Genomic DNA, 23,814 nt, shown 5'->3' with positions numbered 1-23,814 from the left:
CCCGAGTCGATAACCCTCAATAGAAGTTCGTCATCCCTGATCCACAGAAGGTTTTTATGTCCACCACCAAAGCCCGCGCAGACTCACTCTCGCTTCTGCTCTTTACCTTGCGCAGCGGTAAGCTGATGGCCATCAACCTGCTGAAAGTCAGCGAGATCATCCCTTGCCCGCCGCTGACCAAGCTGCCGGAGTCCCATCCCCACGTCAAAGGCATCGCCACCCTGCGTGGCAATTCATTGGCGGTGATCGACCTGAGTCGCGCCCTGGGGGAAATGCCCCTGGAAGACCCGAACGGCGGCTGCCTGATCGTCACCGACGTGAGCCGTTCCAAGCAGGGCCTGCATGTGCAGGCCGTGAGCAAGATCGTGCACTGCCTGACCACCGATATTCGCCCACCGCCCTACGGCTCCGGCGGCAACCGTGCGTTCATCACCGGGGTGACCCAGGTGGAAGGCGGCCTGGTGCAGGTGCTGGACATCGAAAAAGTCATCCATGGCATCGCCCCGGCGCCGATTGAAGCGGCGCCTACCGACCTGACCATGGAAGAGGCGGAAGTGCTCGGCAATGCGCGGATCCTGGTGGTGGATGACAGCCAGGTCGCCTTGCAGCAGTCGGTGCACACCCTGCGCAACCTCGGCCTGACCTGCCACACCGCGCGCAGCGCCAAGGAAGCCATCGATGTGCTGCTGGAGCTGCAAGGCACCGCCGCGCAGATCAATGTGGTGGTGTCGGACATCGAGATGTCCGAAATGGACGGTTATGCCCTGACCCGCACCCTGCGTGAAACCCCGGACTTCCAGGATCTCTACGTACTGCTGCATACCTCCCTGGACAGCGCGATGAACAGCGAAAAGGCGCGCCTGGCCGGTGCCAACGCGGTGCTGACCAAGTTCTCTTCGCCCGAACTGACCAAGTGCCTGGTGGTCGCCGCCCAGACCGTGGCGCAACAGGGGCTGTAACCGGTGGCGGAGTATTTCCAACTGCTGCGCCGCGACCTCACCGGCAGCCTGCCTGCACCGCAATGGCCGGCCCATACGCAGTTGGATCACTACCGCGACGAGCTGGCCCCGGCGATCCATGCGGTGCTGCGCATGACCCAGGAGCAAGGGGGTGGCCGCGTCCCTCATCTGCCAACCTGGCAGCAGCAATTCGTCACCGATGCCGAATTCGATCCTACGCTATGCCTGGTGGCCAGCAACGGCGATGGCATTCTCGGGGTGGCGCAGTGCTGGACCAGCGCGTTTATCAAGAACCTGTCCGTGCATCCTTGCGCTCAAGGCCAAGGCCTGGGCCGCGCGTTGCTGCTGCACTGCTTCCAGGTGTTCAAGCAGCGTGGCGAACCCTATGTCGACCTCAAGGTGCTGGAGAGCAACCGGCGCGCCCGACAACTGTACGAAAGCGCGGGCATGGTCTTTGTGCTGCGGGATGTGGTCGCCGACGACTGACAGGCGCTGGCGCATAACTTGCTTCCAGAGCAGCACAACGGTGGATAGAGGTAAAAACCCGTCACCGTAATTGCGTGCCCTCTGACCTAGCCTGGTGACAGATCCGCCATGAACACCCATTTTTCCTGCGTCGGCTGCGGCAAGTGCTGCAGCGATCATCACGTCCCCCTGACCCTCCAGGAAGCCCGCCAATGGGCGGCTGACGGCGGTAACGTCATCGTTCTGGTGGAGGGTTTCCTGAGCAATGGCCTGGGCCTGCCTCAACTGCAGCGCGAACATGCCGAGCGCCGTTCGGTGGTGGTACCCAGCGGCAACACCGAGGCGTTTGTGGCAATCACCTTTGCCGCCTACAACGCCGGGCGCTGCCGGAATCTTGACGCAGACAACCGATGCCGCATCTACGAGCGCCGCCCGTTGGTGTGCCGCATCTACCCGATGGAGATCAACCCCCATATCCCACTCAACCCCGCCGCCAAGGATTGCCCGCCGGAATCCTGGGAACAGGGCCCGGCGTTGATCGTCGGGGGTGAATTGATGGACCCGGAGCTGGTGGAACTGATCCAACGCTCGCGCCAGGCCGACCGAGACGACGTGCAGACCAAGGAGGCGGTGTGCGCCTTGCTGGGCATCCGCACCACGGCGCTCAAGGGCGATGGGTTTACCGCGTACCTGCCGGACATGGGCGCGTTTGCCCAGGCGATTGAGCTGGCGGTGGACCGGCCGGCCGTGGCCAGTGAGTGGGTGTTTCATGTATCGGGGATGGATATCGCCGAACAGTTGCTGGATGCCGGCGCGCAGATTGCCACCGAGGTGCCGGCCAACTATGCGTTTATCTCGCTGCGGGCAGCGTAGACCTTGAAGGCCGCCGATCAGTGCTCGGCAGGAACGGCGTCAAGGCGGTAGGGCTGGATGATCCGCTGGTACTCGCCGCTCTGCTTCAGTTGTTCAAGGGCGCAGTTGAGTTCGTTGCGCAATGCGGTGTCAGGTTTGCGCACCGCGATGGCCACACCATCGCCCAAAAGCTCGGACGAAATGGCAGGGCCGACGAAGTCGAAATCGTGGCCGTCTTCGGTGTCGAGCAAGGCTTCACGAATTTCTACCGTGCCTTGCAGGGTCGCATCAATCTCGCCGGCTTTAAGGCTGCTGACTAATTCATTGTTGAGCCAGAAACTCTTGACGATGACGCCATTCGGCGCCCACATCGAGCGGGCAAAAGCCTCACGATTACTTCCCAGCAACACGCCGACACGCTTGCCCTTGAGCGACTTTACCCGCGGCTGCAAGTTGGACATGCGACGCGCCACCAGGCGCGTGGTGAAGGGGTAGAGGTTATCGGTGAAGCCCACCCAACGTTGCCGTTGCGACGTCGGCGCCATCCCCATGATCGCGTCGAATTTCCTGGCTTCAAGGGAGATGAAATCTTCGGCAAGCACCTGGTCGACCCAGATGCAGCGTGCATTCAACTGCACGCACAGGGCGTTGCCCAGCTCGATATTCAAGCCGACCAACTGCCCTTGCGGGTCGCGGCTCTGGAAGGGGGGAAATTGTGCAGCAACGGCGAAACGGATTTCACGCCGCGGTGGATCATCGGCCGCGGAGGCATCCGCTGCAAGCAACAGGGCAAACACTACACAGATGTGTATCAGAGCCAAGGGAGACGTCCTTTTCCGGAAAGACCAGCGTCGCCCCGCTCCCCCCTGAAATCACAGGGGCAGAGCAAAGGCTGTGCAAGCTTTCAAGAAACGGTCGTAGGCCTACAATCAGAAATTTCAGCAGAGGCTGTAGGCAATAATCGACACGATCTGCGACTTGTTAATCTCAGCGTTTACCCATCGAACGACGAGTACCCGGCGGAGCCATGCCTGGCGACTTGGTATGGCCGTTCTTGGCACCGTTTTTGTACCACGGTTGGGCCGCATTCCTGGCCCCAGCCAGCTCACCCGGCTTGAACGGAAACTTGAACGCCGGGATCTCAGCTTTTTCAACGCCTTCGGCGCTGGCCGGATCGACGATGTCGGTCGCTTCAACAGGGGGTTGTGTCGGGGAAGTCATGAAAGCTCCGGGGCGTGCAAAAAATGATGCGGGGCCGGCTTGCGGGCCACACTGGCGCGCAGTATACCTGCGAGCTTCAGATCTTTAACCACCACCGGTACGAATGGTCGGCGTTTGCTGACAGCGCTGTCAGTTAGCCGTCACCGTGCTGACCGGGTTGAAGGGCTATAAAGACCGCTCACTCTCCCCATCCTTTGCCCCGGCGCCTCACCCATGCACATTCAACGAAAAACTGCCCTGATCGTGGGTGTCCTCGTGGTCGTGGCGGTTGCAGCCTGGGCGCTGACCCGCCCAGCCAAGGCCAGACTGGCGGCACCCACCGCGATCCCGGTGCGGGTGGTGAGCGTAGCGCAGCAGGACATTCCACGCTTTGTCAGCGGCATCGGCACGGTGTTGTCCCTGCACAGTGTGGTCATTCGCCCGCAGGTCGACGGCATTCTCACCCAATTGCCGGTCAAGGAAGGCCAGTGGGTCAAGGCCGGCGACTTACTGGCCCGAATCGATGATCGCTCGATCCGCGCCAGTCTCGACCAGGCCAGGGCGCAACTGGGCGAGAACCAGGCGCAGTTGCAGGTGGCGCTGGTCAACCTCAAGCGCTACAAGGAATTGAGCGTCGACGACGGCGTGTCCAAGCAGACGTACGACCAGCAACAAGCCCTGGTCAACCAACTCAAGGCCACCGTCCAAGGTAACCAGGCCGCCATCGATGCAGCCCAGGTCCAGCTGTCCTACACCCAGATTCGCTCACCGGTCAGTGGCCGCGTCGGTATTCGCAATGTGGATGAAGGCAACTTCCTGCGCACCAGCGATACCCAGGGCCTGTTCTCCGTGACCCAGATCGACCCGATTGCCGTTGAGTTCTCTTTGCCGCAACAGATGCTGCCGACCCTGCAAGGCCTGATCGCCGCGCCTGCCAAGGCCAGCGTCGACGCCTACCTGGGTGCCGACACCGACGGCCAGACCGGCGACCTGCTCGGCGAAGGCCACTTGAGCCTGATCGATAACCAGATCAGCTCCACCACCGGCACCCTGCGCGCCAAGGCCGAGTTCAACAACGCCTCGCAACGCCTGTGGCCGGGGCAACTGGTGACCATCAAGATCCAGACCGCCCTCGACAAAAATGCCTTGGTGGTGCCGCCGACCGTTGTACAACGCGGCCTGGATTCGCACTTCGTGTACCGGGTCAGTGGCGACAAAGTGGAGGTGGTGCCGGTGCAGGTGACGTACCAGGACAGCGACGTCAACATCATCAAGGGCGTACAGGCCGGCGATGTGCTGGTCAGTGACGGCCAATCGCGCCTCAAGGCCGGTGCCCAGGTGGAGGTGCTCAAGGAGCCGCCGCAGGTGGTCCAGACCGTCGACGCCAAGGTGCAGCCATGAACGGCAGCCGGTCGCCCTCGGCCTGGTGCGTCGACCACCCGGTCGCCACCCTGCTGCTGACGTTTGCCCTGGTGCTGCTCGGGATCATTGCCTTCCCGCGCCTGGCCATCGCGCCACTGCCGGAGGCGGAATTTCCGACGATCCAGGTCACGGCACAATTGCCTGGCGCCAGCCCGGACACCATGGCGTCCTCGGTGGCGACGCCGCTGGAAGTGCAATTCAGCGCCATTCCCGGCATGACCCAGATGACCTCCAGCAGTGCCTTGGGCTCAAGCCTGTTGACCCTGCAATTCACCCTCGACAAGAGCATCGACACCGCCGCGCAGGAAGTGCAGGCGGCGATCAACACCGCATCCGGCAAGCTGCCCAGCGATATGCCAAGCCTGCCCACCTGGAAAAAGGTCAACCCGGCGGACAGCCCGGTACTGATCCTCAGTGTCAGCTCCGACAGCATGCCCAGCACCGAGTTGAGCGACTATGTGGAAACCCTGCTGGCGCGGCAGATCAGCCAGATCGACGGGGTCGGCCAGATCAACATTACCGGCCAGCAGCGCCCGGCGATCCGCGTGCAGGCTTCCCCCGACAAACTCGCGGCCATCGGCCTGACCCTGGCCGATATCCGCCTGGCCATCCAGCAATCGAGCCTCAACCTGGCCAAGGGTGCGATCTACGGCGAGAACAGCGTGTCGACCCTGTCGACCAACGACCAGCTGTTTCACCCCGAGGACTACGCCCAACTGATCGTGTCCTACAAGGATGGCGCCCCCGTTCAACTGCGCGATATCGCCAAAGTCATCAACGGTTCGGAAAACGCCTACGTGCAGGCCTGGTCCGGCGACACTCCGGGGGTCAACCTGGTGATCTCGCGCCAGCCCGGCGCCAACATTGTCGAGACGGTGGACCGCATCCAGGCCGAACTGCCGCGCCTGCAAGGCATGCTGCCGGCTTCGGTGCAGGTCAGCGTGTTGACCGACCGCACCAAGACCATCCGCGCGTCCCTGCATGAAGTGGAAGTCACCCTGCTGATCGCCATCCTGCTGGTGGTGGCGGTGATGGCGCTGTTCCTGCGCCAGTTGTCGGCGACGCTGATTGTGTCTAGCGTGCTCGGCGTGTCGCTGGTCGCCAGTTTTGCGTTGATGTACCTGATGGGCTTCAGCCTGAACAACCTGACCCTGGTGGCGATCGTGATCGCCGTGGGCTTTGTGGTCGACGATGCCATCGTGGTGGTGGAGAACATTCACCGCCACCTCGAGGCGGGGCTCGACAAGCGCGAAGCGGCGATCAAGGGCGCCGGCGAGATTGGCTTTACCGTGGTGTCCATCAGCTTCTCGCTGGTGGCGGCGTTTATTCCGCTGCTGTTCATGGGCGGTGTGGTCGGACGGCTGTTCAAGGAATTCGCACTGACGGCCACCTCGACCATCCTGATTTCGGTGGTGGTCTCATTGACCCTGGCACCGACATTAGCCGCGCTGTTCATGCGCGCCCCGACCCATCCCGCCCACGACAAACCCGGCTTCAGCGAACGCCTGCTGGCCGGCTACGCGCGCAACCTGCGTCGCGCGCTGGCCCATCAGCGCAGTATGGCCGCGCTATTCGTGGTGACCCTGGCTCTGGCGGTGGTCGGCTACGTGTTTATCCCCAAGGGCTTCTTTCCGGTACAGGACACCGGTTTTGTGCTCGGCACCAGCGAGGCGGCGGCCGACGTGTCATACCCGGACATGGTCGCCAAGCACAAGGCCCTGGCCGAGATCGTCAAGGATGACCCGGCGGTGCAGGCATTTTCCCATTCGGTGGGGGTGACCGGCAGCAACCAGACCATCGCCAACGGGCGCTTCTGGATCGCCTTGAAAGACCGCGGTGATCGCGACGTGTCCGCCAGCCAGTTCATCGACCGCATCCGGCCCAAGCTCGCGAAAGTGCCGGGCATCGTGCTGTACCTGCGCGCGGGCCAGGACATCAACCTCAGCTCCGGCCCCAGCCGTGCCCAGTACCAGTACGTACTCAAGAGCAACGACGGCCCGACACTCAACACCTGGACCCAGCGCCTGACCGAAAAACTGCGCGCCAACCCGGCGTTTCGCGACCTGTCCAACGACCTGCAACTGGGCGGCAGCATCACCCATATCAGCATTGATCGCCAGGCCGCCGCGCGCTTTGGCCTGACCGCCACCGATGTCGACCAGGCGCTCTACGACGCATTCGGCCAGCGCCAGATCAACGAGTTCCAGACCGAGATCAACCAGTACCAGGTGGTGCTGGAGCTGGACAGCCAACAGCGCGGCAAGGCCGAAAGCCTGAACTACTTCTACCTGCGCTCACCACTGACCAATGAGATGGTGCCGTTGTCGGCAGTGGCCAAGGTCGACCCACCGACCGTGGGGCCTCTGTCCATCAGCCATGACGGCATGTTCCCCGCCGCCAACCTGTCGTTCAACCTGGCACCCGGTGTGGCGCTGGGTGACGCGGTGATCATGCTCAACCAGGCCAAGAATGAAATCGGCATGCCGACCACCATCATCGGCAACTTCCAGGGCGCGGCCCAGGCGTTCCAGAGTTCGCTGGCCAGCCAGCCCTGGCTGATCCTCGCGGCGCTGGTGGCGGTCTACATCATTCTGGGTGTGTTGTATGAGAGCTTCGTGCACCCGCTGACGATTATCTCCACCTTGCCCTCGGCGGGGTTGGGCGCGCTGATCATGCTGTCGCTGATGGGCCAGGACTTCTCGATCATGGCGCTGATCGGCCTGGTGCTGTTGATCGGGATCGTGAAGAAGAACGGCATCCTGATGATCGACTTCGCCCTGGACGCCCAGCGGGTGCGCGGGCTATCGCCGGAGGAGGCGATCTATGAAGCCTGCATCACGCGGTTCCGCCCGATCATCATGACCACCCTCGCCGCCCTGCTCGGCGCGGTACCGTTGATGCTCGGCGCAGGCCCGGGTGCGGAAATGCGTCAACCCCTGGGCATCGCGGTAGTCGGCGGCTTGCTGGTGAGCCAGGCGCTGACGCTGTTCACCACACCGGTCATATACTTGTACCTTGAGAAATTTTTCCACCGGCCCAAACCAGCGGCTGAGCTGGCAACCACACATTGAGGCCAAGGCACCGCCCTGGAGCAAAAGGCTCATGCGCGTACTGATTGTTGAAGATGAAGAAAAAACCGCCGACTACCTGCACCGCGGCCTGACGGAGCAAGGCTACGCCGTCGATGTGGCGCGCGAGGGTGTCGAGGGCCTGCACCTGGCGCTGGAAAACGATTACGCGGTGATCGTGCTCGACGTGATGCTGCCCGGTCTCGATGGCTTTGGCGTGCTGCGGGCGTTACGTGCGCGCAAGCAGACGCCGGTGATCATGCTCACCGCCCGCGAGCGCGTGGAAGACCGTATCCGCGGCCTGCGCGAAGGCGCCGACGATTATCTCGGCAAACCGTTTTCCTTCCTCGAACTGGTGGCGCGCCTGCAAGCCTTGACCCGCCGCAGCGGCGGCCACGAGCCGGTGCAAGTGACCGTCGCCGACCTGTGGATCGACCTGATCAGCCGCAAGGCCAGCCGCAATGGCGTGCGCCTGGACCTGACCGCCAAGGAGTTCTCGCTGCTCAGCGTATTGGCGCGGCGCCAGGGCGAAATCCTCTCCAAGACCTCGATTGCGGAAATGGTCTGGGACATCAATTTCGACAGCGACGCCAACGTGGTCGAGGTGGCGATCAAGCGCCTGCGCGCCAAGCTTGACGGGCCGTTCGAACACAAGCTGCTGCACACCATTCGCGGCATGGGTTATGTGCTGGAGAATCGCAGTGTCGGCTAACTCCATTGCCCTGCGCCTCAGCAGCATGTTCACCCTCGTGGCGGCGCTGATATTCCTGTTGATCGGCGGCGCGCTGTATCAGCAGGTGGACCGCAGCCTGGGCTTGCTGCCAGGGGCGGAGCTGGATGCGCGCTACAGCGTGTTGGAATCCTCTGTGAACCGCTTCGGCACGCCGGACCATTGGGTGAAGATTCAAGCCAAGCTCAAATTACTCGGCGAGGAAGACAAGCGCATCCGCTTCTGGGTCGTCAGCAGCGATCCGACCTACGAGTACGGCAACCCCGATGCGCAGATCCGCGCCTTCGCCGAGGGCCCGACAGGCAAGCGGGATCTGCGCCTGCCGGGGCGCGAATACCCGTTCAAAGTGCTGGTGAGCCAGTTCCCGGCCAAGGACCAACGCCCGCCGCTGCGCTTCATGATCGCCATCGACACCGAAAACTTCCGCGCCACCCAGCACCATCTGCTGGTGGCACTGGTCAGCCTGGCGCTGGTCGGCGTAGTGCTGGCGGCGCTGCTGGGGTTCTGGGTGTCGCGCATTGGCCTCAAGCCGCTGGGCAAACTCTCGGATGAAGCACAGAAGCTGGCGCCACCGAAGCTCTCCGGGCGCCTGCAACTGTCGCCGCTGCCGCCGGAGCTGAGTCAGTTCGTCAACTCGTTCAACTCCACCCTGGACCGCGTGGAACAGGCCTACTCGCGCCTGGAGTCGTTCAACGCCGACGTCGCCCACGAACTGCGCTCGCCGCTGACCAACCTGATCGGCCAGACCCAGGTTGCCCTGACACGCGGGCGTTCGGCCGAGCATTATTTTGAGGTGCTGCAATCCAACCTCGAGGAATTGGAACGCCTGCGTTCGATCATCAACGACATGCTGTTCCTCGCCAGCGCCGACCAGGGCAGCAAGGCCACCAAGCTGAGCGAAAGCTCCCTGGCCGATGAAGTGGCGACCACTCTCGACTACCTGGACTTCATCCTTGAAGACGCCCAGGTTCAGGTACGCGTGCATGGCGACGCCCGGGTGCAGATCGAAAAAGCCCACCTGCGCCGCGCCCTGATCAACCTGCTGAGCAATGCGGTGCAGCACACCGCGCCCGGGCAGGTGATCGACGTGAACATCGACGTGCTGGAGCATCAGGTAGCCATCGGCGTGACCAACCCTGGCGACGTGATTGCCGGCGAACACCTGCCCCGGCTGTTCGAACGCTTCTATCGGGTGGATGCGTCGCGCAGCAACAGCGGGGCGAATCACGGTTTGGGGCTGGCCATCGTCAAGGCGATAGCCTTGATGCACGGCGGTGATGTGTTCGTGCGCAGCGATGTGAGTGGCAATACCTTTGGCATTACCCTGCCGGTCTAGACATCTCCCCCATGGCCCAAGCATCACTGTTGCTGTTTTGGCAACAGTCATTATCTTGTTACACTCTGTATCGCAGCGCTCGCCTGCGTTAATTTGACGCATCGATGAGCGCGACGGCAAAGGCAGCTGACCCGCTTACCCGAATTTCCCTCGACTTATTTCCAGGGCTCTACACTGGGAATCTGTCTTAAAGCCGCTGACTTCAGCGGCTTTTTTTTGCGGTAAAAAAAGGCCAGGCACACCCCCACGACACTGGCCGTTTTCGATTGACCAAAGGAGCTCCACCGGTGAAGAACTCGCTGACGTTCACCCCGTTATTCCTCGCGATTGCAGCAACGATCGTTCCCCTTGCCCACGCGGCAGACACCACCCCCGCCGACGGATTCGTCGAAGGCTCGCACCTCGACATCAACACCCGCAACTACTACATGAACCGCGACCGGCGCGACCTCCACACCGATGACAGCAAGGAATGGGGCCAAGGTTTTATTGGCACCTTCGAATCCGGCTACACCGAGGGCACCGTCGGCTTCGGCCTGGACGCCCACGCCATGCTCGGCCTCAAGCTCGACGGCGGTGGCGGCACCGACGGTTCCAGCATCCTTCCCTACGGCAGTGCTGACGGCAGCGGCAAAGCGCCCGGTGCGTTCTCCACCGCAGGGGGCACCTTGAAGATGCGCGCCTTCGACACCGAGTTGAAGGCCGGTGACCTGTTCCTCAACAACCCGGTGATCGCTGGCGGCATGACGCGCATGCTGCCGCAGACTTTCCGTGGCGTGAGCCTGAGCAACCACAGTTTCGACGGCTGGATGCTCGAAGGCGGCCAGGCCAGCTTCACCAAGCTCTACAACCAGAGCGGCCACCGACGCATCGGCACCAGCTATGGCGCATTGCCCAGCAACGCTGACAGCCAGCACATGAATTGGGCGGGCGTTTCGTTCAGCGGCATCCCGGGAGTGACCAGCAACCTGTACGCCTCCGAACTCAAGGACGTGTGGCACCAGTACTACTACGACCTGGACTACACCTACGCGCTGAACGACCTGGTCAGCCTCAACCCGGGCCTGCACTACTACCACACCCAGGACACCGGCCAGTCGCTGCTCGGGGATATCGACAACAACACCTACAGCCTGCACTTCACCGTCGGCGTGGGCCACCACAGCGTCACCGCCGCCTACCAGCGGGTCAACGGCAACACGCCGTTCGACTACATCAGCCAGGGCGACAGCGTGTACCTGGACAACTCCCAGCAATACTCGGACTTCAACGGCCCTAATGAGCGCTCATGGAAGCTCAAGTACGCCTACGACTTCGCCGGCCTCGGCATGCCCGGCCTGACCTCGGCGGTGTCCTACATCAGCGGCAAGACCGATCTGACCAAAGTCGACCCGCAAAGCCGTGGCTACAGTGCCTGGTACAGCGCTGACGGCAAGGACGCCAAGCACTGGGAGCGGGATATCGATGTGAAGTATGTGGTGCAGGGCGGCAAGGCCAAGGATCTGGCGGTGCGCCTGCAATGGGCAACCAATCGTGGCAGTCATGGCTACTCGGCGGTAGACCGGGACGTGGATGAGTACCGAGTGATCGTCGACTACCCGATCAACGTGTTCTAACGCGCAGATCTTTCTTTTTAACCGAGTATTTAATTTTCATCGGGTAGAACTAAACTGCCAGCATCCACATCGCTGAAGTCTGCCCGATGAGTCAACGCCGTGTCCGTACCCTGGCCGCACGCCCAGAACTGTTAATGGTTCTGGGCAGCGCTATCACTGTTGTCTTGATCGTGGTCATTGTCGCCGCGTTGCTGATCCGCGAACACGCCAGCACCCTGCAGGCCGCTACGCGCTCAACCACCAATATTGCGCAGTTGATCAATGCCGACGTGCTGCGCAACGTCGAACTCTACGACCTGGCCCTCAAGGGGTTGATTGCTGCCAGACAACGCGATGACCTGTCCCAGGTTTCCGCGAATATCCAGCACCTGGTGCAGTTTGACCTCTCCACCGCCGCGCCTTTCAAAGGTGAAGTACTGTTGTTGGATGCCAATGGCGCGGTGATCGCCGACTCTTCGACCCTGCAGCCGACCCCGCGCAATTTTGCCAACCGCGATTACTTCCAAGTGCATGCCAAGGACGCCCAGGCCGGCTTGTTTATCAGCCGGCCGTTCAAGATTCATTGCAACTGCGACCAGGTCTGGCGCATGGCATTCAGTCGGCGAGTGTCGGGGCCCAATGGTGAGTTTGCTGGCGTTGCGGTCGCGACCATGCGCCTGGCGTATTTCGACCAGTTGTTCAACACCGTGACCATCGGCAACGGTAGCAGCGTCAACCTGCTTAATAACAAAGGCTTTTTATTGGCCCAACAGCCGCTGCTCGAAAGCGACATGATCGACAAGGACCTGAGCGAGCGACCGAATTTCAAGAGAATACTGCGTGAAGGCAGTGGCACCTTCCAGGCCATCTCTGCCATCAGCGGCAAGGAGCGCCTGTACACCTTCACCAATGTCGGGGACCTGCCGCTGATTGTGGTGGTGGCCCTGTCCAGTGAAGATGTGTTCGCCCCCTGGAAGCGCGCCGCACTGCTGACCAGTGGCGCCACGGGCATCCTGTGTATCGGCTTGTTATGGCTGACCTGGATGCTGCGCCGGGAACTGCGCCGCCGTTATCGCGCAGAGCGCGTCCTGTCAGAACTGGCAGCCACCGACGCCCTGACCGGCCTGGCCAACCGCCGCATCCTCGACGAACGCCTGCGCCTTGAATGGGACCGGGCGCAACGTTCGCTCGAACCACTGACTGTGCTGATGATCGACGTGGACCACTTCAAGGCCTTCAACGACCGCCACGGCCATCATGGTGGCGATGCAGCACTGCGCACGGTGGCCCAGGTGATCAACAGCAATATCCGCCGCCCTGCCGACCTCGCGGCTCGTTACGGCGGCGAGGAGTTCGCGGTTGTACTGCCCAATACGGACGCCAAGGGCGCGTGGGTCATCGCCGAGCATATCCGCAGCAGCATCGAACATTTACCACGGGTGGCGGGGGATGAGCAGCCGATCACGGCGAGCATCGGCATGAGCACCCGGGACAAGCGCAGCAGGATGTCCCTGGAGGCTTTGCTGCTCAGTGCGGACCGGGCGTTGTATGAGGCCAAGCACACGGGGCGCAATCGGATTGTGGATGCCAGTGAGGGGTGATGATCGCCCCCACGCTGCGCATGGGAACGAGGGAGGCGCATAACAGGCACATAAAAAAAGGCCACCCGAAGGCAGCCTTTAAAAACTAAAGAAAGAGAGTTGTTACTTACACCGCCGCAACGGGACGCATGTAAGAGATCGGTGCGGTGCTGGCATCTTCGAAGGTCACGACTTCCCAAGCGTCTGTCTGCTCAATCAACTTGCGCAGCAGCTGGTTGTTAAGGGCGTGGCCCGACTTGAAGCCTTTGAACTCGCCTATCAGGCTATTGCCCAGCAGGTAGAGGTCACCGATTGCATCGAGGATCTTGTGCTTCACGAATTCGTCTTCATAGCGAAGGCCGTCTTCGTTCAGTACACCATCCGCGTCGACCACAATGGCGTTTTCAACGCTGCCGCCGAGTGCGAGGTTGTGCTTGCGCAGGTACTCGATGTCACTCATGAAACCAAAGGTACGGGCGCGGCTGACTTCTTTTACGAACGAAGTGCTGGAAAAATCCACGCTTGCACTCTGGGTGCGGTCACGGAATACCGGGTGATCGAAATCGATCTCAAAGCTCACTTTAAAGCCTTCGAACGGGACGAAGGTGGCGCGCTTGTCGCCGTCTTCTACTGTCACTTCCCGCAGAATGCGTATGAACTTCTTGGCTGCGTCCTGTTCTTCCAGGCCGGCAGATTGAATCAAGAATACGAAGGGTCCAGCGCTGCCATCCATGATCGGGACTTCGGACGCGGAGAGCTCGACGTAGGCGTTATCGATGCCCAAACCGGCCATGGCCGAGAGCAAGTGCTCCACCGTGTCCACTTTGACGTCACCGTTGACCAACGTGGTCGACATCGTGGTTTCGCCAACATTTTCCGCGCGAGCAGGAATCTGCACCACAGGGTCCAGGTCGGCACGCACAAACACGATGCCGGTGTCGACAGGTGCAGGCTTGAGGGTCAGGTATACCTTCTCCCCGGAGTGCAGACCTACACCTGTGGCACGAATAATATTCTTCAGGGTGCGTTGTTTAATCATGGCTTGGACCGCTTCAGCGCAAATTGCGAACTGGTATCAACAAAGGCTGGCGATAATAGCAGACCAGACCTTTGCTGAACACCAATCACCTTCATAGCCCTGATACATTCCATTAATCGGCCTGACGACGCAGGAATGCCGGGATGTCCAGGTAGTCCAGGTCATCTTGCGGATTCGGGCTACGGGACGCCGCAGCACCGGCCTGAGCCTGGTTGCGCATCACGGTCGGACGATCCAGATCACGGTAGTTCACCGACGGCAGTTCCTGGCGCGAAGGCGCAGGAGCGGCAGCCGCTTGGCTCGCGTGGCTGGCCTGGCTGTTATGCAGGGTATTGTCGATGACCTTCACAGGCTTCTCGATTTTCGCGCCCAGGCCGGTGGCAACCACGGTCACGTGCAGCTCGTCGCGCATGTCCGGGTCGATAACGGTACCGACCTTGACCATGGCGTGCTCGGAAGCGAAGGCTTCGATGATGCTACCCACGTCGGAGTACTCACCCAGGGACAGGTCAGGACCGGCGGTGATATTCACCAGGATGCCGCGTGCGCCTTGCAGGTTCACGTCTTCCAGCAACGGGTTGCGAATGGCCGCTTCGGTGGCTTCGCGTGCACGGTTCGGACCGCTGGCGCAGCCAGTGCCCATCATCGCCATGCCCATTTCGCTCATGACAGTACGGACGTCGGCAAAGTCGACGTTGATCATGCCAGGGCGCTTGATGATGTCGGAGATACCGCGAACGGCACCGGCCAGTACATCGTCAGCCTTGGCGAACGCGGACAGCAGGCTCGCGTCCTTGCCCAGGATGGTCAGCAGCTTCTCGTTGGGAATGGTGATCAACGAGTCGACGCTTTCAGACAGCAGACGGATACCTTCGTCGGCGATCTGCATGCGCTTGCGGCCTTCGAACGGGAACGGACGGGTCACGACCGCAACCGTCAGAATCCCCATTTCCTTGGCCACTTCGGCAATGATCGGCGCTGCACCGGTACCGGTACCGCCGCCCATGCCCGTGGTGATGAACACCATGTTGGTGCCCTGCAGCACTTCGGCAATACGCTCGCGATCTTCCAGGGCGGCTTGACGGCCGACTTCCGGATTGGCGCCGGCGCCGAGGCCCTTGGTCACGGCTGTGCCCAATTGCAGGATGGTTCGCGCGCCGATGCTTTTCAGCGCCTGGGCGTCAGTGTTGGCGCAGATGAATTCAACGCCTTCAATGTTGCTCTTGACCATATGGTTGACAGCGTTGCCGCCGCCACCGCCGACACCGATCACTTTGATGACCGGGCTGGCGGGGATGTTGTCTACGAGTTCGAACATGTTCCCTCTCCTTTCGTTTTCTCTAGTTTTTTCGCCTACTACTTGTTTCGGTGCTGCGGTGTTGCGGTAAATCTTTAGAAATTGCCTTTGACCCACGCCTGCAGCCGCTCGAACAACGGCGCCTTGGCCTCGTCGTCGCTGCGGTAGCTGTCACGGTTGCTCGGGCCCGACAGGGAAATGCCGTCGGTCTGCTTTTGCAGCCCGTACAACAGCAAGCCCACACCGGTGGAATAAATCGGGTTGCGCACCACGTCGCCCAGGCCTTTGACGCCATGGGGAACACCCAGGCGGACCGGCATGTGGAAGATTTCCTCGGCCAGTTCGACCGCGCCTTCCATCTTCGAGGTGCCACCGGTCAGCACGATGCCGGCCGGGATCAAATCTTCGTAGCCGCTGCGGCGCAGTTCAGCCTGGATCAGGGTGAACAGCTCGTCGTAGCGCGGCTCGACCACCTCGGCCAGGGCCTGGCGCGACAGTTCGCGCGGTGGACGGTCGCCCACGCTTGGCACCTTGATGGTTTCACCGGCACCGGCCAGCTTGGCCAGGGCGCAGGCATAGCGGATCTTGATTTCTTCGGCGTACTGGGTCGGCGTACGCAGCGCCATGGCGATGTCGTTGGTCACCTGGTCGCCGGCAATCGGGATCACGGCGGTGTGACGGATCGCACCCTCGGTGAAGATCGCGATGTCGGTGGTGCCGCCGCCGATATCCACCAGGCATACGCCAAGCTCTTTTTCGTCGTCGGTCAGTACCGAATACGCGGAGGCAAGCTGCTCGAGAATGATGTCGTCGATTTCCAGGCCGCAGCGGCGCACGCATTTTTCAATGTTCTGTGCGGCGTTGACGGCACAGGTCACCACGTGAACCTTGGCTTCCAGGCGCACGCCCGACATGCCCAGGGGCTCGCGGACGCCTTCCTGGTTATCGATCACGTAGTCCTGCGGCAGGGTGTGCAGCACGCGCTGGTCAGCCGGGATCGCCACGGCCTGGGCAGCGTCGAGGACGCGCTCAAGGTCGGCGGCGCTGACTTCGCGGTCGCGAATCGCCACGATGCCGTGGGAGTTCAGGCTGCGGATATGGTTGCCCGCCACGCCGACGAACGCCGAGTGAATCCGGCAACCGGCCATCAGCTGCGCTTCTTCGATGGCGCGCTGGATCGATTGCACGGTGGACTCGATGTTGACCACCACGCCCTTCTTCAGGCCACGGGACGGATGCGTGCCAATACCGACGATTTCGATCGTGCCGTCTTCCCCGACCTCGCCCACCAGCGCCACCACCTTGGAGGTGCCGATATCGAGACCGACGATCATTTTGCCGCTTTGCACGTTTGCCATGGGTCCTGCCTCTTCTTAATTCTTCGCGACAGCGGGTTGCGCTGCCGTGGGCGCAGCCGGTTCACGCCAGCCGACGGCAAGGCCGTTGGCGTAACGCAGGTCGACGCTCGCAATGTTCGTAATCTGTTCTTTCAAGGTCTTGTCGTAGATGGCGATGAAACGGCGCATCTTTTCCACCAAGCGGTCGCGTCCCAGCAACAACTGGATGCCCGGGCCGGAACTGCCTGCCCCGGTAGTCAAAAACCAGCTGCCCCGTTCACGCAGTTCCAGGCGTGCAATGGAGAAGCCCAGTGGCCGCAGCATCTGGCTCAGGGCCTGGTACTGCTGCATCACTTGCTGCTGCGCCCGCTGCGGCCCGAACAACTGCGGCAGGTGCTCGTAGTTGGCCAGCTCACGCGGGGTGAACGCCTGGCCCTGGTTGTTCAACAGCGCCTCATCGCCCCAACGGGCCACGGGCAGCTGTTCTTCCAGGCGGATCGTCACCTGGTCCGGCCAGACGCGGCGGACTTCGGCGTGGGCGATCCACGGCATCTGCTCCAGCTCCCGGCGCATACCGGCCAGGTCAATGGTGAAGAAGCTCGCCGCCAGGAACGGGCCGATACGCTGCTGCACTGCTTGCTGGCTGATGTAGCTCAGGTCGCCCTGCACGCTGATCTTGGTGATCGGCCGGTCGGCATAGGGCAATAGACGCTGCGCGCCCTCGTAAGTGCCGAAGCCCAGCACCACCAGCATCACCGGCCAGAACAGCGCCTTGAGGAAACCAAAGTTGGCTTTCGGCAGGCGCGCCGACATCGGCTCTTTAGCCACCATTCGACTGGCACCCCGTGGCACCGGCTTGCGGCTCGGTGCTTGTGGGGGCTGATGACGAAGCGATGCGCCTTTCATGTCCTTAGCCTCTTGGCTCGATGCTGGCGGCCAGAATCGCCAGCACCAACTGCTGGAAATCCAGGCCGGCTGCGCGAGCGGCCATCGGTACCAGGCTGTGGTCGGTCATGCCCGGTGCGGTGTTGACTTCCAGGAACCAGAAATTCCCTTGGTCATCCTGCATCACGTCTGCCCGTGCCCAACCGGCAATACCCAACGCCTCACAGGCTTTCGCCGTGAGGTCCATCAATTCCTGTTCTTTGGTTGCATCAAGGCCACACGGGATCCGGTACTGGGTATCGGAGGCCAGGTACTTGGCGTCGTAGTCGTAAAAGGTGTGGGGCGTGCCCAATGCGATGGGCGGCAATACCTGGCCACGCAGGGTGGCGATGGTGTACTCGGGACCCTGGATCCACTGTTCCACCAACACTTGCGAATCGTAGGTACTTGCCGCTTTCCATGCGTCGATCAATTCGGCGGCCGAGTTCACTTTAGCCATGCCGATACTGGAGCCTTCATGGGCAGGTTTGACGATCAAAGGCAGGCCCAGTTCCTTGGCTGCAGAAATACAATCGTCTTCGCTGCACAGAACACTGTGACGCGGGGTCGGAATACCCAGGCTGTGCCACACCTGCTTGGTACGCAACTTGTCCATGGCCAGTGCCGAAGCGAGGATGCCGCTGCCGGTGTAAGGAATACCGGCACACTCCAACAGGCCCTGCATGCTGCCGTCTTCACCGCCACGGCCGTGCAGGATGATGAAGGCACGGTCGATCTTCTCGGCCTGCAGGCGGGCGAGGAAGTCATCGCCCACGTCGATCCCGAACGCATTCACGCCGGCACTTTGCAGCGCTTCGAGCACGGCGTTGCCGGACTTGAGCGACACTTCGCGCTCGGCGCTCTTGCCGCCGAACAGCACGGCCACGCGGCCGAAGTCGGCTGGCGCGATTGTCGAAAACAGGGAGCCGTAGTCAGCAGTCATTTCGACGCCCCCTTCTTGGCGGCCGCAAACAGCGGGCTCGCCAGCAACTTAGGCGCAAGGCCGCCGATATCACCGGCACCCTGGCACAGCAGGATGTCGCCGGCGCGCAGCAGCGGCTTGACGATCGGCGCCAGGTCCACACCGCGCTCGATGTAGATCGGGTCCAACTGGCCGCGTTGGCGGATGCTGTTGCACAGCTTGCGGCTGTCGGCGCCGGGGATCGGTTCTTCACCGGCCGGGTAGACTTCCATCAGCAGCAGCACGTTGGCATCGGCCAATACATTGACGAAATCGTCGTACAAATCGCGGGTGCGGCTGTAGCGGTGCGGCTGGTAGACCATCACCAGGCGACGCTCCGGCCAGCCACCGCGCACGGCCTTGATCACCGCGGCGACTTCGGTCGGGTGGTGACCATAGTCGTCCACCAGCATCACGTCACCGCCTTCCACCGGCAGTTGGCCGTAGACCTGGAAGCGCCGGCCGACACCGGCAAAGCGCGACAGGCCCTCGACGATGGCTTCATCGCTGACACCCTCGTCGGAGGCGATGCAGATGGTCGCCAGGGAATTCAATACGTTGTGGTTGCCCGGCATGTTCACCGACACATTCAGCGGCTCGCGGTCGGGACGCAGCACGGTGAAGTAGGTCTGCATGCCTTCCTGGCGCACATTGATGGCGCGCACGTCGGCGTCTTCGCTGAAGCCGTAGGTCACGGTCGGACGCTTGACCTGGGGCAGGATTTCACGCACCACCGGGTCGTCCAGGCAGAGCACGGCCAGACCGTAGAACGGCAGGTTGTGCAGGAACTCGACGAAGGTTTTCTTCAACTTGTTGAAGTCACCGTCGTAGGTGGCCATGTGATCTTCGTCGATGTTGGTGACCACAGCGACCAGCGGTTGCAGGTGCAGGAAACTGGCGTCGCTTTCATCGGCTTCGGCGATCAGGTAGCGGCTGGTACCGAGTTGGGCATTGGTACCGGCTGCATTCAGGCGGCCACCGATGACGAAGGTCGGGTCCAGGCCACCGGCGGCGAACACCGAGGCGATCAGGCTGGTGGTGGTGGTCTTGCCATGGGTACCGGCGACGGCGATGCCGTGGCGATAGCGCATCAGCTCGGCGAGCATCTCGGCGCGGGGCACCACGGGAATGCGGCGCTCAAGGGCAGTGGCCACTTCCGGGTTGGAGGTGTTCACGGCGCTGGACACCACCAGCACGTCGGCCTCGGCGGCGTTCTCGGCGCGGTGACCGATAAAGATCTGCGCACCAAAGGACTTCAGGCGCTCGGTGACCGGCGACTCTTTCAGGTCCGAGCCGGACACCTGGTAGCCCAGGTTCAGCAACACTTCGGCGATGCCGCACATGCCTACGCCACCGATACCGACGAAGTGGATGCGACGGATGCGGCGCATTTCCGGTTGTGGCATGGCTTTCTGATTCTCAACCATGGGCCACCTCCAGGCAGATATCGACCACGGTGCGGGTTGCGTCAGGTTTGGCCAGGCGGCTTGCGGTGCTCGCCATGTTGTTGAGTCGTTCCGGTTGCATCAAAACCTCGGTCAGGCGTGCGGCCAAATCGGCGGCGCCAGTCGTTCTTTGCGGCAGCAGGAAGGCAGCGCCCTCCCCGGCCAAATATTCGGCGTTGCGGGTCTGGTGATCGTCGATGGCGTGGGGCAAGGGCACCAGCAAGGACGGCAGACCGGCAGCAGCCAGTTCACTGACGGTCAGCGCACCCGCGCGACAGACCACCAGGTCGGCCCAGCCATAGGCATGGGCCATGTCTTTGATGAAGGGCTGCACATTGGCCGCCACACCGGCGTCGCGATAACGCGTGGCGGTGACTTCATCGTGGTTCTTGCCGGCCTGGTGGAAGATCTCCGGGCGCAATTCCACAGGAAGTTGCGCCACGGCTTCCGGCAGCAATTTATTCAGCGGCTCGGCACCCAGGCTTCCGCCCAGGATCAGCAGGTGCGCCTTGCGCCCCGCCAGTGCTTCGCGGGCAATGTCCATAAACAGCTCGGTGCGCACCGGGTTGCCGGTGGTACGGCGCTTATCCGAGACGCTGAAGGTGTTGGGAAACGCTTCGCACACCCGCGCAGCCAACGGCACCAGCAAACGGTTGGCGGTACCGGCCACGGCGTTCTGCTCGTGCACGATCACCGGCACGCCGGCAAGTCTGGCGGCGACGCCACCCGGGCCGGTCACATAACCGCCAAAACCGAGCACACACACCGGCTGCAATTCACGGATGACCTTGCGTGCCTGCCACACCGCCTTGAGCAACACGAACGGTGCCTTGAGCAGGGACAACTTGCCCTTGCCGCGCAGGCCCGTGACGTTGATCAGATGCAACGGCAGACCGGCATTCGGCACCAACTCGTTTTCGATGCCGCGCGGTGTACCCAGCCAGTGCACGGTGTAGCCACGGTTCTGGAATTCCCGGGCGCACGCCAGGGCCGGGAACACATGGCCTCCGGTACCGCCCGCCATGATCAGCACGTTAGCGCCCATGGGTCGGCTCCTCGGCGAAGTCGCTTTCGCTGAACTCCATCTCTTCGCTGCCCAGGTGGGTTCGACTCTCCCACTCGATGCGCAGCAACAAGCCAAGACAGGCGCAGCAGATCACCAACGAACTGCCGCCATAGCTGAGGAACGGCAAAGTCAGGCCCTTGGTCGGCAGCAGGCCGACGTTCACCCCGATGTTGATCAGGAACTGGCCGATCCACAGGAACGACAAGCCGTAGGCCACATAGGCGGCGAAATACTGTTTGGCCTTCTCGGCCCACAGGCCGATGTACATGCCGCGTACACACACGAACACGAACAGGGCGACGGTGCACAGCGAGCCGACCACGCCGAGTTCTTCGGCGAGTACGGAGAACACGAAGTCGGTGTGCGCTTCCGGCAGGTAGAACTGCTTCTGCACGCTGTTACCCAGCCCCACGCCCAGCCATTCGCCACGACCGAAGGCGATCAAGGCCTGGGTCAATTGGTAGCCGGAACCGAACTGGTCGGACCAGGGGTCGGTAAAGGTGATCAGACGCGCCATCCGGTACGGTTGTGCCTGTACCAGGATGGTCACCGCCGCCACCGCCAGCACCACCATCAAGCTGAAGCGGAACAAGCCCACGCCGCCGAGGAACAGCATCGCCGCCGCCGCGCCCATCATCACCACGGTGGCGCCGAAGTCAGGTTCCATCAGCAACAGGCCGGCCATGGGCAACAGCACGATGAATGGCTTGAAGAAGCCCATCCAGCTTTCGCGCACTTCCTTCTGGCGACGCACCAGGTAGCCGGCCAGGTAGATCACCACGAACACCTTGGCGATTTCCGACGGCTGCACGTTGAACGCACCGAAGCCGATCCAGCGCATCGAGCCATTCACCTCGCGGCCGATGCCGGGCAGGATCACCATGATCAGCAAGCCGAACGCGCCGATCAGCATCAGCCAGCCCAGGCGCTGCCAGGTGGCGATGGGGATCATCATGGTAACGATGCACGCGCCCAGGCCGATGATCAGGTACACCAGGTGACGGATCATCATGTACAGGGTATTGCCCGACTGCACGGCGGCCACTTCGGAAGAAGCCGAGGTGATCATCACCAGGCCCAGGCCCAGCAGCGCGAGGCAACCGGCGAGCATCGGGAAATCAAGGTCGATGCCGCGCCCGGTAATGATCGGCGACGGGTACGGCTTGATGATGTTTCTGAAATCAATGCTCATGCCAAGCCCTCCACGGCGCGGGCGAACAACTGGCCGCGCTCTTCGTAGTTCTTGAACATGTCGAAACTGGCGCACGCCGGCGACAGCAGCACCGCATCGCCTGGCTGGGCCAGGGCTTGGCATTGGGCAATGGCGTCGTCCAGAGAGGTGGCGCGCACCTGTGGCACGGCATCGCCCAGCGCGGCGGCGATCAAATCGGCGTCGCGGCCCATCAACACCACGGCGCGGCAATGGGCAGCCACCGGTGCCTTGAGGTCCTTGAAATCGGCACCCTTGCCGTCGCCACCGGCGATCAGCACCAGCTTGCCTTCGATATCGGCACCCAGGCCTTCGATGGCGGCCAATGCGGCCCCCACGTTGGTGGCCTTGGAGTCGTTGTAGTAACTGACACCATTAAGGTCACGGACCCACTGGCAGCGATGTTCAAGGCCGCCGAAGGTGCGCAGGCTCGACAGCATGGCGTCGAACGGCAAACCCACGGCGTGTCCCAACGCCAACGCGGCCAACGCGTTGGACTGGTTATGGGCGCCACGGATTTTCAGCTCGCGCACCGGCATCAGGTTCTGGAATTCGAAGGCCAGGTATTTCTCGCCATTCTCTTCACGAATGCCGAAGGCCTTGAAGTCGGGTTTGCCCAGGCCGAAGGTCCAGCACGGCATGCCCTCGCCCATCAGCGGACGGCTCAGCGCATCCTGGCGATTGACCACAAATTGCCTGGCACCGCGGAAGATCCGATGCTTGGCCAGGTGGTACGCCGGCAGGCCGCTGTAGCGGTCCATGTGGTCTTCGCTGACGTTCAACACGGTGGCCACTTCAGCACCCAGGTCGTGGGTGGTTTCCAGCTGGAAGCTCGACAGTTCCATCACGTACAGCTCGATATCGTCGCTGAGCAGGTCCAGCGCCGGCGTACCGAGGTTGCCGCCCACAGCCACGCGCTTGCCGGCCGCCATGGCCATCTCGCCGACCAGGGTGGTCACGGTGCTTTTCGCGTTGGAACCGCTGATGGCCACGATCGGCGCCTTCGCATTGCGTGCAAACAGGTCGATATCGCCGGACAGCTTCACGCCACGGGCCGCTGCGGCTTGCAGGGCCGGTGTCGCCAGGGCCAGGCCGGGGCTCACGTAGAGCTCATCGGCGCGGCACAGAAACTCGACATCCAGCTCGCCACAACGCACTTCCACGTGCGGGTAGTCACGGCGCAGCGTGACCAGCTCCGGTGGATTTTCCCGCGTATCGGCCACGGCAAACGACGTGCCCCGGTTCGCCAGGAAGCGAACCAGGGACATGCCGCTCTTGCCGAGGCCGACAACGATGCGGAAGTGGTCTGAAGCGATCAGGGACACTCG

The 23,814-nt window shown here is 62.2% G+C and carries 20 protein-coding genes; 9 read left to right on the top strand and 11 right to left on the bottom strand.

Annotated features, from left to right (window positions below):
- Positions 1 to 56 precede the first annotated feature (56 nt).
- The 3 genes from J3D60_RS26465 (at position 57) to J3D60_RS26455 (ending at position 2,297) form a co-directional block, all read left to right on the top strand.
- Entirely contained in the window at positions 57 to 959 is a 903-nt protein-coding gene (locus tag J3D60_RS26465; RefSeq protein ID WP_027604746.1) for a chemotaxis protein CheV, read from the top strand.
- Positions 960 to 962: 3 nt separating this feature from the next.
- The gene (locus tag J3D60_RS26460) at positions 963 to 1,445 is read left to right on the top strand and encodes a GNAT family N-acetyltransferase (RefSeq protein WP_253493332.1); all 483 of its coding nucleotides are present in this window, start codon (positions 963 to 965) and stop codon (positions 1,443 to 1,445) included.
- A 108-nt stretch (positions 1,446 to 1,553) separates the two neighbouring features.
- Positions 1,554 to 2,297, top strand: coding sequence for a YkgJ family cysteine cluster protein (locus J3D60_RS26455; RefSeq protein ID WP_253493330.1), 744 nt, complete (start codon positions 1,554 to 1,556; stop codon positions 2,295 to 2,297).
- 17 nt (positions 2,298 to 2,314) lie between these two features.
- On the opposite strand, the gene J3D60_RS26450 is transcribed toward J3D60_RS26455, so the two are convergent.
- Together J3D60_RS26450 and J3D60_RS26445 are read right to left on the bottom strand one after the other, a co-directional pair.
- Positions 2,315 to 3,097: a transporter substrate-binding domain-containing protein gene (locus J3D60_RS26450; RefSeq protein WP_065938568.1), complete on the bottom strand. Its 783-nt coding sequence runs from the start codon at positions 3,095 to 3,097 to the stop codon at positions 2,315 to 2,317.
- 166 nt (positions 3,098 to 3,263) lie between these two features.
- Positions 3,264 to 3,497, bottom strand: coding sequence for a hypothetical protein (locus J3D60_RS26445; RefSeq protein WP_027604750.1), 234 nt, complete (start codon positions 3,495 to 3,497; stop codon positions 3,264 to 3,266).
- A gap of 213 nt (positions 3,498 to 3,710) precedes the next feature.
- Between J3D60_RS26445 and J3D60_RS26440 the strand changes: the two genes are divergently transcribed.
- From J3D60_RS26440 to J3D60_RS26415, 6 genes are all read left to right on the top strand, one after another.
- A complete protein-coding gene (locus J3D60_RS26440; RefSeq protein ID WP_253493328.1) occupies positions 3,711 to 4,877 on the top strand; it encodes an efflux RND transporter periplasmic adaptor subunit in 1,167 nt (388 codons plus the stop codon).
- The gene (locus J3D60_RS26435) at positions 4,874 to 7,969 is read left to right on the top strand and encodes a multidrug efflux RND transporter permease subunit (protein WP_253493327.1); all 3,096 of its coding nucleotides are present in this window, start codon (positions 4,874 to 4,876) and stop codon (positions 7,967 to 7,969) included. The genes J3D60_RS26440 and J3D60_RS26435 overlap by 4 nt, the downstream gene beginning before the upstream one ends.
- 31 nt (positions 7,970 to 8,000) lie before the next feature.
- Positions 8,001 to 8,678 (top strand): heavy metal response regulator transcription factor, encoded by a 678-nt coding sequence (locus J3D60_RS26430; RefSeq protein ID WP_027604753.1) that lies wholly within the window; start codon positions 8,001 to 8,003, stop codon positions 8,676 to 8,678.
- Positions 8,668 to 10,032 (top strand): heavy metal sensor histidine kinase, encoded by a 1,365-nt coding sequence (locus J3D60_RS26425; protein WP_253493326.1) that lies wholly within the window; start codon positions 8,668 to 8,670, stop codon positions 10,030 to 10,032. Before J3D60_RS26430 ends, J3D60_RS26425 begins: the two co-directional genes overlap by 11 nt.
- Before the next feature lie 287 nt (positions 10,033 to 10,319).
- Complete coding sequence (locus J3D60_RS26420) at positions 10,320 to 11,648, top strand: OprD family porin (RefSeq protein ID WP_253493325.1); 1,329 nt, start codon at positions 10,320 to 10,322, stop codon at positions 11,646 to 11,648.
- Positions 11,649 to 11,734: 86 nt separating this feature from the next.
- Positions 11,735 to 13,228, top strand: a complete 1,494-nt coding sequence (locus J3D60_RS26415) for a sensor domain-containing diguanylate cyclase (RefSeq protein WP_253493324.1) — start codon at positions 11,735 to 11,737, stop codon at positions 13,226 to 13,228.
- A 106-nt stretch (positions 13,229 to 13,334) separates the two neighbouring features.
- Here J3D60_RS26415 and lpxC read toward each other — a convergent pair whose 3' ends face one another.
- The 9 genes from lpxC to murD all read right to left on the bottom strand — a co-directional run bounded on the left by lpxC (position 13,335) and on the right by murD (position 23,811).
- Entirely contained in the window at positions 13,335 to 14,246 is a 912-nt protein-coding gene (gene lpxC / locus J3D60_RS26410) for a UDP-3-O-acyl-N-acetylglucosamine deacetylase (protein WP_003171886.1), read from the bottom strand.
- Positions 14,247 to 14,358: 112 nt separating this feature from the next.
- The gene (gene ftsZ, locus J3D60_RS26405; protein ID WP_017526184.1) at positions 14,359 to 15,564 is read right to left on the bottom strand and encodes a cell division protein FtsZ; all 1,206 of its coding nucleotides are present in this window, start codon (positions 15,562 to 15,564) and stop codon (positions 14,359 to 14,361) included.
- Positions 15,565 to 15,638: 74 nt separating this feature from the next.
- The gene (gene ftsA / locus J3D60_RS26400) at positions 15,639 to 16,901 is read right to left on the bottom strand and encodes a cell division protein FtsA (RefSeq protein WP_027604757.1); all 1,263 of its coding nucleotides are present in this window, start codon (positions 16,899 to 16,901) and stop codon (positions 15,639 to 15,641) included.
- 15 nt (positions 16,902 to 16,916) lie between these two features.
- A complete protein-coding gene (locus J3D60_RS26395) occupies positions 16,917 to 17,786 on the bottom strand; it encodes a cell division protein FtsQ/DivIB (RefSeq protein WP_065938562.1) in 870 nt (289 codons plus the stop codon).
- 4 nt (positions 17,787 to 17,790) lie between these two features.
- Positions 17,791 to 18,747: a D-alanine--D-alanine ligase gene (locus J3D60_RS26390; RefSeq protein ID WP_065938561.1), complete on the bottom strand. Its 957-nt coding sequence runs from the start codon at positions 18,745 to 18,747 to the stop codon at positions 17,791 to 17,793.
- On the bottom strand, positions 18,744 to 20,192 hold the full coding sequence (murC, locus tag J3D60_RS26385; protein WP_253493323.1) for a UDP-N-acetylmuramate--L-alanine ligase: 1,449 nt from the start codon (positions 20,190 to 20,192) through the stop codon (positions 18,744 to 18,746). Before murC ends, J3D60_RS26390 begins: the two co-directional genes overlap by 4 nt.
- On the bottom strand, positions 20,185 to 21,255 hold the full coding sequence (gene murG / locus J3D60_RS26380; protein WP_065949002.1) for an undecaprenyldiphospho-muramoylpentapeptide beta-N-acetylglucosaminyltransferase: 1,071 nt from the start codon (positions 21,253 to 21,255) through the stop codon (positions 20,185 to 20,187). Before murG ends, murC begins: the two co-directional genes overlap by 8 nt.
- Positions 21,245 to 22,468 (bottom strand): putative lipid II flippase FtsW, encoded by a 1,224-nt coding sequence (gene ftsW, locus J3D60_RS26375; RefSeq protein WP_065924256.1) that lies wholly within the window; start codon positions 22,466 to 22,468, stop codon positions 21,245 to 21,247. Before ftsW ends, murG begins: the two co-directional genes overlap by 11 nt.
- Positions 22,465 to 23,811, bottom strand: a complete 1,347-nt coding sequence (murD, locus tag J3D60_RS26370) for a UDP-N-acetylmuramoyl-L-alanine--D-glutamate ligase (protein WP_253493321.1) — start codon at positions 23,809 to 23,811, stop codon at positions 22,465 to 22,467. Before murD ends, ftsW begins: the two co-directional genes overlap by 4 nt.
- Between the last annotated feature and the right edge of the window lie 3 nt (positions 23,812 to 23,814).

The sequence above is a fragment of the Pseudomonas sp. S3E17 genome (assembly GCF_024168685.1).
Taxonomy (GTDB): domain Bacteria; phylum Pseudomonadota; class Gammaproteobacteria; order Pseudomonadales; family Pseudomonadaceae; genus Aquipseudomonas; species Aquipseudomonas marginalis.
This window is presented reverse-complemented; position numbering and strand designations above follow the sequence as displayed.

Bases quoted from the DNA above. Each gene is read 5' to 3' on its own strand.
- ftsA (WP_027604757.1), bottom strand. From the start codon at position 16,901: ATGGCAAACGTGCAAAGCGGCAAAATGATCGTCGGTCTCGATATCGGC.
- ftsW (WP_065924256.1), bottom strand. From the start codon at position 22,468: ATGAGCATTGATTTCAGAAACATCATCAAGCCGTACCCGTCGCCGATC.
- J3D60_RS26445 (WP_027604750.1), bottom strand. From the start codon at position 3,497: ATGACTTCCCCGACACAACCCCCTGTTGAAGCGACCGACATCGTCGAT.
- ftsZ (WP_017526184.1), bottom strand. From the start codon at position 15,564: ATGTTCGAACTCGTAGACAACATCCCCGCCAGCCCGGTCATCAAAGTG.
- lpxC (WP_003171886.1), bottom strand. From the start codon at position 14,246: ATGATTAAACAACGCACCCTGAAGAATATTATTCGTGCCACAGGTGTA.
- J3D60_RS26390 (WP_065938561.1), bottom strand. From the start codon at position 18,747: ATGACTGCTGACTACGGCTCCCTGTTTTCGACAATCGCGCCAGCCGAC.
- J3D60_RS26465 (WP_027604746.1), top strand. From the start codon at position 57: ATGTCCACCACCAAAGCCCGCGCAGACTCACTCTCGCTTCTGCTCTTT.
- murC (WP_253493323.1), bottom strand. From the start codon at position 20,192: ATGGTTGAGAATCAGAAAGCCATGCCACAACCGGAAATGCGCCGCATC.
- J3D60_RS26455 (WP_253493330.1), top strand. From the start codon at position 1,554: ATGAACACCCATTTTTCCTGCGTCGGCTGCGGCAAGTGCTGCAGCGAT.
- J3D60_RS26415 (WP_253493324.1), top strand. From the start codon at position 11,735: ATGAGTCAACGCCGTGTCCGTACCCTGGCCGCACGCCCAGAACTGTTA.
- J3D60_RS26440 (WP_253493328.1), top strand. From the start codon at position 3,711: ATGCACATTCAACGAAAAACTGCCCTGATCGTGGGTGTCCTCGTGGTC.
- murG (WP_065949002.1), bottom strand. From the start codon at position 21,255: ATGGGCGCTAACGTGCTGATCATGGCGGGCGGTACCGGAGGCCATGTG.
- J3D60_RS26435 (WP_253493327.1), top strand. From the start codon at position 4,874: ATGAACGGCAGCCGGTCGCCCTCGGCCTGGTGCGTCGACCACCCGGTC.
- J3D60_RS26395 (WP_065938562.1), bottom strand. From the start codon at position 17,786: ATGAAAGGCGCATCGCTTCGTCATCAGCCCCCACAAGCACCGAGCCGC.
- J3D60_RS26430 (WP_027604753.1), top strand. From the start codon at position 8,001: ATGCGCGTACTGATTGTTGAAGATGAAGAAAAAACCGCCGACTACCTG.